This is a genomic window from Pyrinomonas methylaliphatogenes, from assembly GCF_000820845.2.
GTDB lineage: Bacteria > Acidobacteriota > Blastocatellia > Pyrinomonadales > Pyrinomonadaceae > Pyrinomonas > Pyrinomonas methylaliphatogenes.
In genome coordinates this window covers 429,846-446,751 of record NZ_CBXV010000008.1, presented here as the reverse complement: position 1 = coordinate 446,751, position 16,906 = coordinate 429,846, and the positions used below count along the sequence as shown (strand labels likewise).

General features: G+C 60.6%; 16 protein-coding genes. 10 read left to right on the top strand and 6 right to left on the bottom strand.

Annotated features, from left to right (window positions below; all coding sequences use genetic code 11):
• The first annotated feature begins 26 nt into the window (after positions 1-26).
• The gene (locus tag PYK22_RS13160; protein ID WP_041977991.1) at positions 27-224 is read left to right on the top strand and encodes a hypothetical protein; all 198 of its coding nucleotides are present in this window, start codon (positions 27-29) and stop codon (positions 222-224) included.
• A 270-nt stretch (positions 225-494) separates the two neighbouring features.
• Here PYK22_RS13160 and PYK22_RS13155 read toward each other — a convergent pair whose 3' ends face one another.
• Positions 495-926: a hypothetical protein gene (locus tag PYK22_RS13155; RefSeq protein WP_175577165.1), complete on the bottom strand. Its 432-nt coding sequence runs from the start codon at positions 924-926 to the stop codon at positions 495-497.
• Positions 927-1,175: 249 nt separating this feature from the next.
• On the opposite strand from PYK22_RS13155, the gene PYK22_RS17425 reads away from it, so the two are divergent.
• From PYK22_RS17425 to PYK22_RS13110, 9 genes are all read left to right on the top strand, one after another.
• Positions 1,176-1,481, top strand: coding sequence for a DUF2721 domain-containing protein (locus tag PYK22_RS17425; protein WP_099606194.1), 306 nt, complete (start codon positions 1,176-1,178; stop codon positions 1,479-1,481).
• A complete protein-coding gene (locus PYK22_RS17955; RefSeq protein ID WP_099606193.1) occupies positions 1,457-1,858 on the top strand; it encodes a DUF2721 domain-containing protein in 402 nt (133 codons plus the stop codon). Before PYK22_RS17425 ends, PYK22_RS17955 begins: the two co-directional genes overlap by 25 nt.
• 37 nt (positions 1,859-1,895) lie before the next feature.
• Entirely contained in the window at positions 1,896-2,912 is a 1,017-nt protein-coding gene (locus PYK22_RS13145) for a radical SAM protein (protein ID WP_408003173.1), read from the top strand.
• Between the two features lie 277 nt (positions 2,913-3,189).
• A complete protein-coding gene (gene thyX, locus PYK22_RS13140; protein WP_041978984.1) occupies positions 3,190-3,837 on the top strand; it encodes an FAD-dependent thymidylate synthase in 648 nt (215 codons plus the stop codon).
• Between the two features lie 266 nt (positions 3,838-4,103).
• A complete protein-coding gene (locus PYK22_RS13130) occupies positions 4,104-4,385 on the top strand; it encodes an oxidative damage protection protein (protein ID WP_041977986.1) in 282 nt (93 codons plus the stop codon).
• Between the two features lie 187 nt (positions 4,386-4,572).
• A complete protein-coding gene (locus tag PYK22_RS16880) occupies positions 4,573-5,082 on the top strand; it encodes a BON domain-containing protein (protein WP_060635659.1) in 510 nt (169 codons plus the stop codon).
• 295 nt (positions 5,083-5,377) lie between these two features.
• Positions 5,378-7,432: an amidohydrolase family protein gene (locus tag PYK22_RS16875; protein WP_060635658.1), complete on the top strand. Its 2,055-nt coding sequence runs from the start codon at positions 5,378-5,380 to the stop codon at positions 7,430-7,432.
• On the top strand, positions 7,429-8,871 hold the full coding sequence (locus tag PYK22_RS13115; RefSeq protein WP_083437848.1) for an amidohydrolase: 1,443 nt from the start codon (positions 7,429-7,431) through the stop codon (positions 8,869-8,871). Before PYK22_RS16875 ends, PYK22_RS13115 begins: the two co-directional genes overlap by 4 nt.
• Positions 8,868-10,238, top strand: a complete 1,371-nt coding sequence (locus PYK22_RS13110) for an amidohydrolase family protein (RefSeq protein WP_060635657.1) — start codon at positions 8,868-8,870, stop codon at positions 10,236-10,238. The genes PYK22_RS13115 and PYK22_RS13110 overlap by 4 nt, the downstream gene beginning before the upstream one ends.
• Before the next feature lie 68 nt (positions 10,239-10,306).
• Here PYK22_RS13110 and PYK22_RS13105 read toward each other — a convergent pair whose 3' ends face one another.
• The 5 genes from PYK22_RS13105 to PYK22_RS13085 form a co-directional block, all read right to left on the bottom strand.
• A complete protein-coding gene (locus PYK22_RS13105) occupies positions 10,307-11,179 on the bottom strand; it encodes a protease complex subunit PrcB family protein (protein ID WP_157770876.1) in 873 nt (290 codons plus the stop codon).
• 30 nt (positions 11,180-11,209) lie between these two features.
• On the bottom strand, positions 11,210-12,703 hold the full coding sequence (locus PYK22_RS13100) for an O-antigen ligase family protein (RefSeq protein WP_041977983.1): 1,494 nt from the start codon (positions 12,701-12,703) through the stop codon (positions 11,210-11,212).
• 141 nt (positions 12,704-12,844) lie between these two features.
• The gene (locus PYK22_RS13095) at positions 12,845-14,278 is read right to left on the bottom strand and encodes a class I SAM-dependent methyltransferase (RefSeq protein WP_041977980.1); all 1,434 of its coding nucleotides are present in this window, start codon (positions 14,276-14,278) and stop codon (positions 12,845-12,847) included.
• Between the two features lie 18 nt (positions 14,279-14,296).
• On the bottom strand, positions 14,297-15,847 hold the full coding sequence (locus PYK22_RS13090) for a sugar transferase (RefSeq protein ID WP_060635656.1): 1,551 nt from the start codon (positions 15,845-15,847) through the stop codon (positions 14,297-14,299).
• 27 nt (positions 15,848-15,874) lie between these two features.
• A complete protein-coding gene (locus tag PYK22_RS13085; RefSeq protein ID WP_060635655.1) occupies positions 15,875-16,906 on the bottom strand; it encodes a DUF354 domain-containing protein in 1,032 nt (343 codons plus the stop codon).

Here is a 16,906-nt window from a genome sequence, read left to right as displayed (position 1 = left end):
GTGGGTCGCAATGCTCGAAGGGAAAGATGGCTGAACTGGAAGAGAAAAGATGGGCCGTCATCAGCGAGCGCGGCTGTGAAGGCGCAAACCTCACCTACAAAGAAGCACTAGAACTCGAACAGCTCCTCATCGCGCAGAAGGTCTACGGCCTCTGCATCGTGACGCAAGAAGCGGCGCGGCGAGCGGTTGCACCAGAAAGCCAAGAGGGTCGGGGCGGTTCGTAATGGCCTTTCTGTGCGTTCCTCTTCGGCGGAAGAAGAAGGCACCCCTAGAGCCGCCGTGAGAAGGGCGCTCTCCTCGCAAGTCGCGTGCTGTTTCAGCATAGCCGAATCAGCGGCCAACCATCTTGCAGATCGCGGCTTGCGCTGATTCACACCAAAACGGGTTGCGGGACCATCAACCGGCGCAGGTACTTAGAGGCGTGATGGCGGCGGATTGAGGAGAAGAGATCGCTACGTAAAAGGGCGATCTCTTCTCCTGAGGCGGAGATGGGATCAGCCTTTCCGCCCGCCCTTTTTCGCCGCCTTCTTCGCAGCTACTTTCTTTGACCCGCCTTTAGCACCGCCCTTCTTGGCCGCGCCTTTTTTAGCGGCACCTTTCTTCGCGCCGCCCTTCTTGGCAGACTTCTTCGCTGCCTTTTTGGCCGCCTTCTTCGCGCCGCCCTTCTTGGCAGACTTCTTCGCTGCCTTTTTGGCCGCTTTCTTCGCTGGTTTCTTGGCCGCTTTCTTCGCTGCCTTCTTGGCGGCTTTCTTCGCCGGTTTCTTAGCGGCCTTCTTGGCCGATGGGGCTGGCGCAGGCGTTACGGCTGGTCCGGTTTGTCCTTCTCCGGGGCCCTCGGCGCCGGGCGCGCCTTCGCCCTGGCCTCCGGTGGTTTCGTTGCCTAAGAAGAGGTTGTCCCTGTTCTCACCGTAGTCTCTTTCAAGCATTCTTGTACGCTCCTTTGCTTAACATAGAGATTGCGCCTCGTCAGGCGAGGCCACATCTTCCACTTCAGCGCGCAAAACACTCTGGCCCATGCGTTGCGGAGAATAGCACAACTTTCGCTTTTGTGAACCAGGATTTCATCCCAGAGCGAAAAAATTTTTTTCATTACGAATGATTTTCATGTCAAGTAGAATCTCCCTTCGCCATTGCCCCGATCGTCTAAAGCTCGTTAAGATACGGGAGCGGTCGAAATGAAGATGGAAACGCTCTCATCGGCTCTGGCCGTGCTGACGGCGATGATCACGCCCGCCGTGCTGATCTCCGCGTGCGGGACGTTGATCCTTTCGACTTCGACGCGGTTGGGGCGGGTGGTCGATCGCGTGCGCGGATTGTCGGAGAGGTTCGAAGAGTTGGCGCGGAGCGAAGAGCGAGAGGCCATTCGACTTCGACGCGGTTGGGGCGGGTGGTCGATCGCGTGCGCGGATTGTCGGAGAGGTTCGAAGAGTTGGCGCGAAGCGAAGAGCGAGAGGCCATGTTGGAAGAACGGCGTTCGATGATCTTCGATCAACTGGATAAGCTGACAAGCCGCGCGCGCCTTCTGCAGCGGAGCATGACGGTCTTTTATGTCGCGCTCGGCATCTTCGTCGCCACCAGCTTCTCCATCGGCGTCTTCGCCGTCACGGGCGGTACGGACTATAGCTGGGTGCCCGTGATCCTCGCGCTCTCCGGCGCTTCCTGCCTCTTTTACGGGAGCATCCTGCTGATCTTCGAAGCGCGCTTGGCCTTGAGCGCGCTCCATGCGGAGATGGATTTCCTGTGGAAGCTCGGACAATATTACGCTCCGGCGAAGCTTCGCGAACAGAGCAGGGAGCAGAACCTGTTGGCCAGAATACCGTTCATCAAATCTGGCGAGAGGGGCGAAAGCGATCGTTAAATCTCGTGATCTTATCTACGCTGGGGAGGTGCTTGTGATCCGCCCATCATACTTGGATCTATTGGAAACGGGTGAGCTGGAAGAGCGCGTCGAAGCGCTCGAGAAATTGCTCGAACGATGCACCGTCTGCCCGCGCGATTGTCTGAACGACCGGTTGAGGGATGAGCGGGCCGCCTGTCATGCCGGACGGTTGCCGATCGTCTCCTCTTACACGCCGCACTTCGGCGAGGAGCCAGCGCTCGTTGGGGAACGCGGCGCAGGCAACATCTTCTTCGGCCTGTGCAATCTGCGCTGCGTCTACTGCCAGAACTATCAGATCTCGCAAAACTACCGCGAAGAGAAGAGAAACGAGGTGACGCATGAGCGGCTGGCCGAGATCATGCTCGAGTTGCAGGAGCGCGGCTGCCACAACATCAATTTCGTCAGCCCGACCCATTTCGCACCGCAGATGGCGCGCGCCATCCTGATCGCGGCACAGAAGGGATTACGCCTGCCCATCGTCTACAACACGAATGCTTATGACTCGGTCGAAGTGCTGCGCCTGCTCGACCGCATCGTAGATATCTATCTTCCGGATTTGAAGTACGCCGATTCCGAGGCTGGTTACGTCTACTCGAAAGTGCGCGACTATACGGAACACGCGCGCCGCGCTATTCGCGAGATGTACCGGCAGATGGGCGATGAACTCATCTTCGACGAGAATGGTTTGCTCAAGCGCGGGCTCGTCATTCGCCTGCTCGTCCTGCCGAACGATCTGGCTGGGATCAGAGAGTCGCTCGAGTGGATACGCGACGAATTGAGCCCGCGCGTGGCTATTTCGCTCATGGCGCAGTACTACCCGACCAATCGGGCCGGGACCGATCGCCGCTATATCCTGCTTTCGCGCCGTATTACGGAAGCGGAATGGTGGCGGGCCGTCTCATTGCTCGGCGAACTCGGCCTGGAGGAGGGTTGGATGCAGGAATACGACGGAGCCGCCTTCTATTACCGCCCCGATTTCACCGATCGCGAGACGCCTTTTCGCGACATCCGCGATTTTCAGAAAGGATCTTGAAACGACGTTCGGACGACCGCGCTCCGAGTCGATCCTGAGATCATAGCGGGCCGCAACCCGGCGATTCCCGCATCGCGAGGCGACTTCGAACCGAGAGGGCTTTCTTCTTGCCCTCCCTTTGGTGTAAAAAGGCTTCGCACGTAAGCACATCTTTCGGAGACGATGGTTGATGAGCGAAGCGAAAGATCCGCGAAGAATCGAGATAGATCCTTCGGACGCGGCCAAGGAGAACTTTATCCCCGTGCTCGACCGCGGATTCGTGCGGCTCGTGGATTTTATGGGTGGTGATATGGCCGTTGTCGAGGCGGCGCGCGTCTCTTTCGGACAAGGGTCCAAGGGGGAGGAGCGCGACCGCCGGCTGATCGATTACCTGATGCGCCACGAGCACGGCACGCCGTTTGAGATGGCCGTCTTCAAATTCCACGTCAAAGCGCCCATCTTCGTCGCCCGGCAATGGTTCAGACATCGAATGGGTTCTTACAACGAAATCAGTTACCGATACGTCGAGGTCGCCGATGAGTTCTATGTGCCCGATCGGTTGCGCGCTCAAGACGCCAAAAACAAGCAGGCATCGGTCGTCGGCGCGTTCACTGAAGAGGATCACGCGCGCGGGCGCGCGCTCATCGAAGAGGCTTACCGCGCTTGTTACGCGCGTTACCAAGAGCTGCTCGCCATGGGTGTGGCGCGGGAACTGGCCCGCATCGTGCTGCCGGTCGGCATGTACACGCAGTTTTATGTCACCTACAACGCGCGCAGTTTGATGAACTTCATACGTCTGCGAACCGGCGAGGGAGCGCAGCATGAGATCCGCCTCTACGCCGAAGCGCTCAGCCGCCTCTTCGAACGGAAAATGCCCTGGACCTACGATGCTTTCAGAAGATTCGTCCTCCAACCGGAGGAGAAAGGATTGGCCGGAGCCGCTTGAGAGTCAGGCTGAAGCGCGCCATCGAATGGTTTGTAACTTCGATCACGGCATCGGTGCCAGCTCGAACGTAGGCTTTCGGCGGCGGAGTCGAAAGGGGAGCGGATTGATGGCGATTGAAATGGAGTAGGAAACCGCCCGCGGTTGATCCCGTTGATTGAGCTCAATCATTTCGGCGTGATTGAAATGGAGTAGGAAACCGCCCGCGCCCATTTTGTGGGTGCGATCGCCATGGCGTATCATGGTTCGCATTAAGAGGAGGCGTGAGGATGTCAGAGACGATCAAGTGCGCTCGTTGTGGGCAGAAGCGTTCGGCGTTGGGTTATGCGCCCGTGCCGGTCGAAATAGGGCAGAGGATTGCGCAAGAGATCTGCCAGCCCTGCTGGTCACAATGGCTTCAGCAGCAAACGATGTTGATTAACCATTTCGGTCTGAACGTCGCCGATCCGGAGGCGCAGGAGTTCTTGCTCGACCAGATGCGCGCTTTCTTCTTCGGACAAGGCTCGCAAGCGGACATCGACACGAGCAAGCAAGGGACGATCCAGTGGTAAGTTTGCCTGTCTCATCATCTATCAGCATCTTTGGGATTTGCATCGCTTCAATACATCACCATACCGCCGCTTCGAGGCGAAGATCGCGTCATTGACGGATCGGAGGGCGGGTCCTCTTCCCGCGGCATGGGGTTTGCTCCGTTTGGCTTGAAGCTTTGACGAAAACGGAGCGATTGGGGAGGGGATAATGAAAGGGGCATTTTTCGCCGGCCTCATTTTGGTCGTCGCTGTTGCGGGGTGTCAGACGACCGAGACGACTAACGAGAATTTGAGCAACGCCAATACGAGCGCCAATCGGAACGTCAATCACAACGCCAACGCGAACGTCGCGACGGTTAATTCGAATCGCGAACTTTCGCGCGAAGAATTCGAAAGAGAGCGAGCGCGGTTTGAGCGCGAAGCGCGTGAGGTCGGGAGTCGCATCGGTTCCGGCGCTGAGGATTTGTGGTTGTGGTTCAAAACTCGCGCGGCTCTGACTACGGCGAGCGATCTGCGCGATTCGACGATCAACGTGGACGTTGACAATAGCGTCGTCACGCTTAGGGGGAGCGTCGCCAACGCCGAGCAAAAACATCGAGCGGTTGAGATCGCGCGCAGCATCGAGGGCGTAAAGAGCGTTCGCGACGAGTTGAAGGTTTCGGCGAGCGGGGAGACGAACGCGAATTCGCGGAGCGCGACCAACCACAATGGGCGTTAGCTTCTTGTAGAACGCTTCATCGAGCGAGGGCCAGTTTGGCCCTCGCTTTAGTTTCCGGCATCTTCCCTTCCAAGCTTTAAACTAGATCCGAGGCGCCGCGTCGCTCGATTCGGGCGCGCCGCTGAAACTTTCGCTTGGGCCGAATCGTAAAACCAAAACGCTCATTCTCCATGCTCGTAGGCGGTTGGATCGAGCAAGGTGTGCGAGCGGCAGTCCTTCCATCTAGCTCTATAAAATCTCGTGCGCCATTAGGGGCGAGTCTCTAATCGTGCATTGGACTTCGGAGAAGAAGCTTATGCGAAAGGCTCTGGTAGGATCCAGTCACGCCGTCGTCTATCTGATGGCGGCCCTTCTGGCTTTCTCTCCAACCTTCCACCTGTACGCACAGCAGCAGGCGACCGTCGAAGCGGTCAACACCTATGCCATAACGGGCGCGCGCATCGTGACGGTTGCCGGGCCGGTGATCGAACGCGGCACGGTCGTCATCCGTAACGGTCTGATCGAGGCCGTCGGGGCGAACGTCTCGCCGCCGCCCGATGCGCGTGTGATCGATGGGACGGGGCTGACGGTCTATCCGGGACTGATCGACGCGAACAGTTCGCTTGGGATCCCGGCGCCGACGCCTTCGCCGCGGCCCACGGCCAGTCCGGGTGCGGCTCAGCTGCCGGCGTTTTTGGCGCAACCGGCGCCGAGCTTCTCTGCGCCCAACTCGTCGCAGCCGCCCGGATTACAGCCTGAGGTCATGGCTGCCGATCTGATCCGTCCGGGCGGCGAGCAGATCGAGGCGGCGCGTAGCGCCGGGATCGCCGCCGCTTTGACCGCGCCGCGCGAAGGCATCTTCATCGGTCAATCGGCTTTGATCAATCTGGCGGGCGACACGCCGCAGCAGATGATCATCCGTTCTCCCGTCGCTTTGCATATCGGGTTTACGCCGCTTCGTGGCGGCACCTATCCGGGTTCGCTGATGGGCGTGTTTGCGGCGATCCGTCAGATGTTCCTCGATGCGCAGCGTTATGATCAGGCGTGGCAAACTTACGAGCGCAATCCGCGCGGATTACGTCGGCCCGAACCGGATAAATCTTTGGCTGCGCTCGTTCCCTACGTCAAAGGGCAATTGCCCGTCGTGATGTACGCCGATACGGAGCGGGAGATCCGACGCGCGCTCGATCTGGCGCAGGAGTTCAACTTGAAGGCGATCATCGCCGGTGGCACGGAGGCGTGGAAGGTCGCTGACCGTTTGCGCCAACAGAGGGTCCCCGTGCTCGTTTCGCTCAACTTCCCGCGCCGGACCACCGCCGCGAATCCTGAAGCCGATCCGGAGCCTTTGCGCGTGCTTCGGTTGCGCGTCGAAGCGCCGCGCAATCCGGCCAGACTCGCCGCCGCCGGAGTGGCGTTCGCCTTCCAATCCGGCGGGCTGACGAACATGGCCGATTTTCTCAACAACGCGGCGCGGGCAGTCGAAAACGGGTTGGCGCGCGAGGAAGCGTTACGCGCGATGACCATCCGTGCGGCGGAGATCTTAGGCGTCGCTGATCGGCTCGGCACGATCGAACCGGGCAAGATCGCCAATCTGACCATTACGCGCGGCGACATCTTCGACCGCAACCGGCGCATCGCTTACGTCTTCATCGACGGGCGCCCGGCGGAGCTGCGTCCTGAAACGGCGGCTCCTGGGCAGGCGGCTGGAGCTTCGGGCGATTGGGCCCTGCGCATCGTGTCGGCGGAAGGGCGTCAATTGAGCGTTACGCTCAGCCTTCAGCAACAGGGCGATCGGTTGAGCGGCAGTATGCAAGGCGATCTCGGCTCGACCGAAATCGCTAACGGTTCGATCAGTTCGGCGGGTGAGTTTCGCTTCACGGCGCGCATCCAGTACGAGGGGCAGACGACCGAGGCGACATTTACCGGCACCGTGCAGGGCAACGAGATGCGCGGTTCCGTGCAGATCGTCGGGCGCAGCCCGGCGAACTTTACGGGCACGCGCGCCGGTGGGCCGCGACGTGCTGGTCCACCGCCGCAAGATGGCGGTGCCGTGCCCGATCTTTCCGGCACATGGAGCTTGACTTTCGACCTCGGCGATCAATCGTTGCCCGCCACGCTTACCTTGCAACAGCGGGAGCGTTCGCTCACGGGCACGCTCCAGAGCACGCTCGGGACGGTTGAGATCAGCGATGGTTTCGTGGGGCCGGAAGGGTTCCGTTTTGCGACGACGGTAACCTTCGATGGCGAGAGCTTAAACCTCGCCTTCTCCGGCACTGCCCAAGGCGATCAGATGAGCGGCACCGTCTTTTCGTCGCGCGGCACTGTGACATTCAAGGGCACGCGCCCGCAAGCTCGAGGAGGAGAAAGATGAAGAGACACGCGGCACTTCTTCTTGCGTTACTCGTCTTCTTCGCTCAAACGGGGATCGCCCGTGCGCAGCAATCATCCGAATCGCGCCCGGGCGCTGCGACCGAAACGCTGATCCGCAATGCGACCGTGTTGACTGTGTCGCACGGGACGCTGCGAAATACGGATATTCTGATCCGCAACGGCAAGATCGCCGCCATCGGTCAGAATCTGCGCGCCAGCCCGAGCGCGCGCATAATCGACGCGACGGACAAATATGTCATGCCTGGGATCATCGACTGCCATTCGCATTCGATGATCGATGCCGTCAATGAGGGCACTTTGTCGGTCACCTCGATGGTCCGCATCCGCGATGTGCTTAATCCGACTGATGTCGATCTCTACCGCGAGTTGGCCGGAGGCGTCACCACGCTCAACGTCCTGCACGGGTCGGCCAATGCCATCGGCGGGCAGAACATGGTCGTTAAGATCAAATACGGGCGGCCCATCGAAGAGTTCATCTTTCCCGGCGCGCCGCCCGGGATCAAATTCGCGCTCGGCGAAAATCCGAAGCGGTCCAACTTTCCGGCCTTGCCGGGCCAGCCGCGCCGTTATCCGGCCACGCGCATGGGCGTTGAAGAGACGATCCGCGACGCCTTCACGCGCGCGCGCAATTACAAAGCCGAGTGGGACGAGTATCGAGCGCGACTTGCGCGCGGCGAAAAGAATCTGATCCCGCCGCGGCGCGATCTACAGCTTGAACCTTTGGTCGAAATCCTCGAAGGCAAACGATTGGTCCACGCGCACTGTTACCGCGCGGACGAGATCCTGATGCTCATCCGATTGGCCGATGAGTTCGGCTTCAAAGTGCGCACCTTCCAACACGTGCTCGAAGGCTACAAGGTCGCCAGCGAGATCGCGCGCCATGGCGCAGGAGCGTCCACTTTCGCCGACTTTTGGGGCTACAAGATCGAGGCTTACGACGGGATCCCGTACAACGCGGCGATCATGGTGCGGCATGGCGTCAACGTCTCGGTCAACTCTGATTCGGATGAGCGCGCGCGTCGGCTGAACATCGAAGCGGCTAAGATGATGAAGTATGGCGGATTGACCGAAGACGAGGCGCTCAAGCTCATCACGCTCAATCCGGCGTGGCAGTTGGGGATCGACGATCGCGTCGGTTCGATCGACGTCGGGAAGGATGCCGATCTGGCGATCTGGAATGGTCATCCGTTGAGCGTCTATTCGCGCGTCGAGATGACGCTGATCGATGGCGAAGTCTTCTTCGATCGGCAACAGGATCTCGCCCGTCGCGCCGAGCTCGAACGCGAGCGCGCGCAACTAGAACAAGCCGAACCGAATCGCCCGCCAGCGCAAGGGCCCGCGCCGGCGGTGCCCCGTCCGCGCCGCACAGCTTACGAGTATGCGGATGACATCTGGGATGGAGGTGACTACGACCAATGATCATGAAAAAGCTCGCCGCTAATCCGATCAAACTCTCCGTGATCGTTCTCGCCTTCGCCGCGGCAATCGGGGCGCAGCAGCTCAATCGCGTCGTCGTCGAGCGCGTCAAAACCGGTCCACAGGGCCTTTATGCCATCAAGAACGCGCGCATCGTGACGGTTGCCGGTCCGGTGATCGAGCGCGGCACGGTCGTCATTCGCGACGGCAAGATCGAGGCTGTCGGAGCGAACGTTTCGATCCCCGCTGGCGCGCAAGAGATAGACGCAAGCGGCCTCACCGTCTATCCCGGAATGATCGATGCCGGAACGTCGCTCGGCTTGGTCGAGGTTCCGACGGGCGCGCCCGGGACGGTGGATCTCAGCGAAATCGGCGACATGAACCCGAACGCGCAAGCGATCATCGCCATCAACCCGCACAGCGCGCACGTCGGCGTCACGCGCTTCAACGGCGTGACGACCGTTGCTACGCTTCCGCGCGGCGGCATCATTGCGGGACAAGCCGCCATCATCAACCTTGACGGAACGACCCAATGGGAGATGGCGTTGGTTCCCGCCGCCGCGCTCGTCATCGATTTCCCGCGCGTCGGTGGTGGCGGGCGCGCCGAATTCGCCTTCATGCAGGCGCAGCAGCGGCAGCCAGATCTAACCGAAGCGATCCGCGCGCGCGATCAGCAGGTGGAGCGCCTGCGCAAACTGTTGCGCGATGCGGAAGCTTATGCGCGCGCGCAAGAAGCTTACGCGCGCGACAATCGAAACGTCCCACGTCCAGATCGCAACGTTGTGCTCGAAGCGCTCGTCCCATACGTTCGCGGTGAACGTCCTGTGATCTTCCGCGCCGATCGCGAGCAGGAGATCCGCGCCGTCATCCGCTTCGCCGAAGAGATGAAGTTGAAGCCGATCATCTTGGGCGGAAACGATGCGTGGAAGGTCGCGTCGCTCCTTCATGAGAAGAACATTCCCGTGATCCTAGATGGCGTGCTCGATCTACCGATGCGCGAAGACGACCCATACGATCTGCTCTTTGAAAATGCGGCCAAACTCCAGAAGGCTGGCGTGCGCTTTTGCATCTCGACCGGAGATACGGGCGCGCATGTGCGCGATCTACCTTATCACGCTGGAATGGCGGCGGCTTTCGGACTGCCTAAAGATGAAGCTCTGAAGGCCGTGACGCTCTATCCGGCACAGATTCTGGGCATCGCCGATCGCGTCGGCTCGATCGAGCCGGGTAAGATCGCCAACCTCGTCGTCGCCGATGGCGATCTGCTCGAACCGCGCACGAACATCCGCTATCTGTTCATCAACGGAAAACAGATCCCGCTCGTCAGCCGGCACACTGAGCTTTACGATCAGTTCAAAGATAGGCCTTGAAGACTCTCGGCGAAGCGAGGTGCGTCTCGCTTCGCCGACCCTCATCCTTGAAAGGAGGTTGCTCTCCGTTAAAGCAGCCGTCCTTTGTTTGGATCGTTGCGTTTGGGAGCAGGGGCCGTCGCCCTCGAATTCAACTGCCCGCTGCCGTTGAAAGCGTCCGTCGCATTACAGGGTTGCGGGGAGAGATTGAGCTTCAGTTCCTCTTCGTTCTCCGTAAACAGTCCGCTCGCCCTCACTCGCGGGCATGGCGGCGGAATCAAGGGTTTGAAGCTCAAATCATCGATCTCGACCGCGCCATCGCGGCGGACGCTGCCAGTGGCCGCGCCTCTTAGTGCAGCTTTTGGCCCCTGAAGTTCAAACAACACCGTCGCCAAATCGCCTTGGCGCATGATGCGCAACTCGCCAGTCAACTCAAAACTCTCGCTTCGCCCAGCGATCCCGCCCGAAACTTTGAATTCGCCAGACAACACGCGGTAAGGCCGCATCATGCGTTGCCACGCACCATCGGCTTCGATGATCACCGGATCATCTTTCGCCCAGGGTAAGGAGACGATCTTGAAAGGCGTCGTCAGAACTTGTGTCACCAGAGCATCGGGCGGTGGGCCTTCGCTGCCGATCCGGATTCTTCGCCCATCGCTTTCGATTGTGACGCGGTAGCCGCCAGTCGGGCGTTGCCCGAGAAATGCGGCGACGACGATGTTGGAAGCGAAATGATCTTCGCTAAGCTGCGGAAGATCGGTCACGAGCGCGCGTAGTTTCGCGTAAGTTTCGGCGTCGCGCGCGATAGCCAGGAAAGCATCGGCAACCGGGCTGTGCGCCCCTTCCGATAGAACTCGCATCGTGGACCTCGTTCCGGTCTCGAATCGCGCTGGATTGCAGTTGAACGCTCCGCCGCTAGCTAGCGAAAGCGTGATCGCCCCGATGATCGCAAACCTGCTCATCACGCGCTTCCCCTTTTTCGCCGTCAAAGTTTAGATGCCGTCTCTAACGGTTTCGCGTTCGATGGCGAGCGTCAATCCCATGATGAAGTAAAAAACCATCGCCACTTCCGAATCGCCGAGATTGTAGTGCACGAGGCCGCTCGCGAAGAAGCCGACAAGCCCGCCGAGCGCACCTAAGACGATCCCGCGATCTCGCCAATCGCTGAGATCTCTTTCGCGCAACATGCGCCAGAGCATGCGCGCATAGAGGGCGAGAAGAATAAGCCACACGACGAGCGTTGGTATCCCGCGTTCGAGCGCCAATTGCAACGGCGTCGAGTGCATGTGCCCGATCGGCAGTCGCCCCTGATCGAACATGCCCCACTCGCGCCAATGGCGTTTGATCGAATCCATCCCGATGCCAACGAGCAGATGTCGCGGACGACTGATGAGCAGGTGAAGGCCTTCGCGATAGACGGTCTCGCGCCACTGTATGGAGCCATCGCGGCGATCGAAAAAGCCGACGTTCCTTTTCTGTTGCAGGAAGCTTATGCCGAACGGCGCGACGAGCAAGGCCGCGACGACCATCGCCAAAACAGCGCGCCGACTCATCGTGCCAACCGCGACGATGACAAAGCCCGAAAGCAAAAACGCGAGCCACGAAGCGCGCGTCACCGTCAAGAAGAGCGCGCCGAGCAACCCGACCAACGCCACGGTGAGCGACAGAACGGCGCGTTGCCGGACGCCGCCCTGCCATGCGGCGACGAGAAGGCCAAGGGCGAGCGAGGCGATCAACTGCAAAACTTCCGCATAGGTCGCATAGTGGCCGTAGAAACCGGAAGCGCGCCAATCGCGCCCGCGCCCCCACCGGACGATGCCGAGCCGCTCTTCTGCGCTCGTTCCGTTCAATAACGCGCGCGGAACATCGAGCGTGCCGACCCATTCGTAGCGGTAGACCTTCACTTGAGCGGGCTGCGCGGAAGGCGTAGACAACGCGCTCTCGAGATCTTGCGCGCTCTTGATCTTGTGCCCATCCACTTCAAGCAGCGTATCGCCTTCTTGAACCTTCGCCGCGCGCAGCGGGCTATTTGCCGCCAGCGCGTAGATCTTCACTCCTCGCCCGATGGCGCGTTCGATGAACGTATAGCCGACGTTGATCATGCACGAAGCGATGAGCACGAAGGCGAGCTTCCGCACAGCGCTCAACGTGCGAGCGTTCTGTGCGACAAGATAAGCGATGGTGAAAAGACTCGCGCCACGGAGCTTGCCGATGGACACTTCCGGTTCGTAGGAGAAGAGCGAAGAGATGATCGTGAGCGCGAAGAAACCGAGAAGGGCATAATCGAGCGGCGTGCGCGCAAGCTCCGCACGACCGCGCTTCGTGCACAGGAGCGCCGCCCACAGAAGCAGCCCCACAGCCCAGAAGAGTTGCGTTGCAGCTATCGAATGGGGCGCACAGAAAGCGAGCGCGAAGAGCGAAAATAGGATCAGACGGCGGAGCCGCCCTCCGCCCTGTTCGGTCACTTCACTGAGCGAGTGCAGCATGGTCTCGTTTTTGGTGCCGGTCGTCCGGTCTTCTCGCTCGATCGCTTTTTCGCCGATTCCCGTGCGACCGAGCGCCTCGCCCTCAAATCGCGCCTTCTTCTTCCGCGCCCGGCGATCTTTCGGTCCCCCATCGGTTGGCGGTCAACCGTCGCGCCGATAGATCAGCACGTGGCGGCGACGCGCCATCGCCGAACCGATCCAACGCAGCCGGCCTTTGGCGTCGCGCAATCCATGTTCGCGCAAAAAGCGGCGCACGTCGAGCGCATGAGAAAAATGCATCGGATGCGCCTCGGTCGAACCGAACGGAGCCGTCAAGATGAGAAGGCCGTGCGGCGCGAGCCGTTCGACGAGGAAGCGGAGCGCCTCTTCCGGATCGACCAGGTGCTCCAGCACGTCGAGCGCGTAGATGGTCTCGAACAGACCTCTTATCCGGCGCCGATCGGTGTGAAATTCTATGTTGCGCAGACCAGCGCGACGCGCGCGCCATGAGGCGAAAAGCCTCGCCTCGCCATCCACGTCGAAGTGGACCACTTCGTGCCCACGACGCGCAAGCTCCAATGCCAGATCGCCCGTCCCAGCGCCGAAATCGAGCACGCGCCCGCGCGCCAGTTTCATGAGATCGAGCGTGAACCTGATGTGCTTGCCGTAAAGGTGGAAGTTTGCCAGATCGTAGATGTAAAGTCGCGCGTTGCGCCGATACCAAGCCGCCGCCTCTTCGGGCGAGGAAGGCCGCTCGCGCCTCCAGTTTTCCGCCAGCGTGCGATTCGCTGAAAGAAGTTGGCAACACACTTGGTCGCGCGTCTCGCCGGTGAAAGTCGCGATTTCGTCAGCGACGCGCGCAAGCGTGCGCCCGTGCCAGTTGAACGTGAAGGCGGCGAGCACTTCGGTCGTGCCCAAACACGCAAACAATCCTGCGCATGCCGCGAACGCGCTTCGATCGCCCTCTGCAACCAATGCGAGAACGAAGGCGGCGACGGCGGCGAAGACAAAGATGACGACGCGGCGGCGCGCCCGCTCCCAAACTGCCCGTCCTGGTCGCGACGTGAGAGAGAAGGAAAGCAGCGCCCATTGCAGCGCGAGCGAGAGAAAGGTGATCGAACCGATCTTCCACCACGTCCAAAAGAGCGCGATCGCAACGTCGCTCACCAAGTAGATCGCCGGAACGAAATCAAACGCCCGCTCATGGCCGCGTCTTTTGATCAACTGCCGGACCAGCACATTCGTCGCCGCGACTGACAGCGCCGTGCCGAACAGAGCGAGCCACATGACGCCGCGATCAGCCGCGCGGACAATGAACGGAGCGCCCGCTAGCAGAACAAAAGCGCTGACGATCCAACGAAACTTCACCGCCCAACGAAGCCTCTTTTCCGTTTCGGTCGTCAGGTTGAGGTAGAAAGGCAGGTAATAGACCGAGCTGGCGAGCGCCAAAGCGAACAACGCTAGGGCGAGCTTGCCCGCGTTCGACCCCCTTTCGGAGTAGATCGCGAACAAGTCAATGAGTGCCACCACTGCCGCGCCGCAACCGCCGATGATGCGGTAGCGGCGGAGCTGTTCCTCCTGTTCAGCGTAGTCCATGAAGGATCATCGACTTTGTCAGTAAGCATCCTCGCCGCGCAACATCGCTGGCAATGTGCGCAAGATTATCTTCAGATCGAGCCAGAGCGACCAGTTTTCGATGTAGAAGAGATCGAGCCGCACCATCTCGTCGAAAGTCAACCGGTTGCGCCCTGAAACTTGCCACAGCCCGGTGATCCCCGGTTTCATGTCAAGCCTTTTGCGATGCCACAAGTCGTAAAACTCGACTTCATAGGGGATGGGCGGACGCGGGCCGACGATGCTCATCTCGCCGCGCAGCACGTTCAGAAGCTGCGGCAGTTCATCCAGACTGGTCCGGCGGAGCCACCGTCCGACGCGCGTCACGCGCGGATCGCGGTGCAGTTTGTAGATGGGGCGCTCGTCGTCGCCGAGATTCGCTTCGCGCTCGCCGGAGATGAGCTTGCGCTGGTACTCGCGATGTATGCGGTCGTCCGCATCGGCATGCATCGTGCGGAATTTGTAGAAGAGAAAGATGCGCCCATCCATGCCGACCCGCTCCTGTTTGTAGAGCACGGGCCCGCGCGAATCGAGCTTGATGAGAACGGCGATGACGATCCACAAAGGCGCAAGCAGCAGGAGCGCGAGCGCCGAAATCAGAATATCGAAGGCGCGTTTGATGGCGCGCGCCGCTTGCGGTAAAGGCTCGCGAAAGAGGCGGATCATCGGCAACGCGCCGATTTGATCTATTTCGGTTTTGCGCGGCAGACAGTTGAAAAGGCTCGGCGCGATGCGAAACTCGACGCGCCGGTGGCGCCCGACGCTCATCATCACGTCGAAGAGCGCATTGCCGGAAAGGCGTGTGTCGGTGATGATGACTTCGTTCGCTCCCGTGAGCCTGATCGCCGCGGGCAGATCTTCGAGCGCGCCGATGATGGGCACGCCGTTGAACTCCGAGGCCGATCTTGTGCCATCGGTCGCGATCACTCCGATGACGCGATAGCCGAGTTCGGGTCGCGCGCGCATCTCGCTGATGCACATCTCCGCCTCGTGATTGCAGCCGACAACGAGAGTCGGTATTAAGTTGATGCCGCGCGCTCTCACTAACCTTTGACCGCCGCGCACGGCAAAACGCGACGCGCCAAACGCCGCAAGCGCCAAGACGAAATCGAGCGCGAAGACGCCGCGCGCGTACGAAAAGGCGCGGTATTGATAACCGCCGCGATGAAGAAAGGCCGCCGCGATGATCAGAAGCGACGCGGTCGCCATCGCTTTGAATAGCCTCGCGCCGTCGTCGAGCAACGAGTATTCGCCGCGCAAGCGATAAAGATCGTGGTAGGCGAGCGTCGCCACGCGCGCTAGAACGACGAACGGTAGAAGCACGGCATAAGGCGCAAACTGCGCGCTCCACGTCCAACCGCTGCCTGAATGAACGATGAGGGGTAACCGTTCGCGCAAATAGAAGGCGGCGAAGAAGCAGAAGGCGGCGAGCGCGACATCGCTTGCGAGGATCGCCAGTTTCACTGCCGGAATGGCCCAACGCGGCGCGCGCGCCGCGGCGCGGACCGCGACGAGCTTCGCCTCTTTTTCCTCCACTCTCTCGGCGCGCATGGCGAGTCCTTTTCAGAAGCGCTAATCTTAGCCTTTTACCGTCTCCAGTAACAAATCTACGACCTGCTTGCGGACGGCGTGCGCGCGGCGCGGCGCGATCCCTGCCGGACGCTTTTCGACGCGCAAGGCGCCTAGCTCTTCGCGCGTTGAGATGCGCCGCAACCGCCCTTCACGCACGAGAAGATCGTCGATGGCGGCCCATCGTCCGGCGTAGATGCTCGCCGCGGGGACGCCGAGCGCCGCCGCCTCGCGGTTCATCGTCCCGCCCGCGCTGATCACGAGATCCGCTGCGGCGATGAGGTTGAGCCCATCGAGCGCGCGTTCCGTGACGATCACATTGCTTCCGCCGAAACGTTCCGCATAGTGGGCGCGTTGCTCCGTCGTGCGCGCAAGGAGGATGACCTTGACATCGGAGCGCGCCGATAGCCGTTCGAGCAGTTCATCGAAGAGCTCGTTGTCGAATCTGTGGTAGAGCGCGCCGCGAGCCGGGGGGCGGATGACGATGAGTTTATCTTCGCCCCGTATGCCGAACGCCCGCAGCTCCTCGGCGAAGCGCTGGTCCGGTTCCCAATCGGCTAGATAGATGTCCTCTTTGATGCCGTCGTAGCGGCGCGCTTTGCGGTGGGCGCCGAATCGCCGGAGCGCCTCTTCAGGGAAGGCTCGCGGGACGATGACGCGGTGGGCCAGTCTGAAGGCCAGATGATTGGCCGGTTGGTGCTCGTAATCCATCATCGTCGCGCATGGGATGCGCAAAGATCGCGCGGCGAGAATCTGCGCGTAAGAATTATGGCTGATGGCGAGATCTATCTTTCGCCCGCGCGCCCACCTCATGAGCTGCCAGGCGCGCTTGAAAAGATCGCTACCTTTGACGGCGATCTTGCCGCTCTCGCATTGGCCGATAACGGCCGCACAGAGGCCGGAACTTTCGGCCATCTCAACCGTCTGCGCGAAACGCCGCGCCGTAAATACTGTTTCGTGACCGCGCGCTTCCAATTCCGCGCGCAGCGCGCGAAAGAGCGGAACGTGAGGCGAATTGGCGAGATCTATCCAGATGCGCAT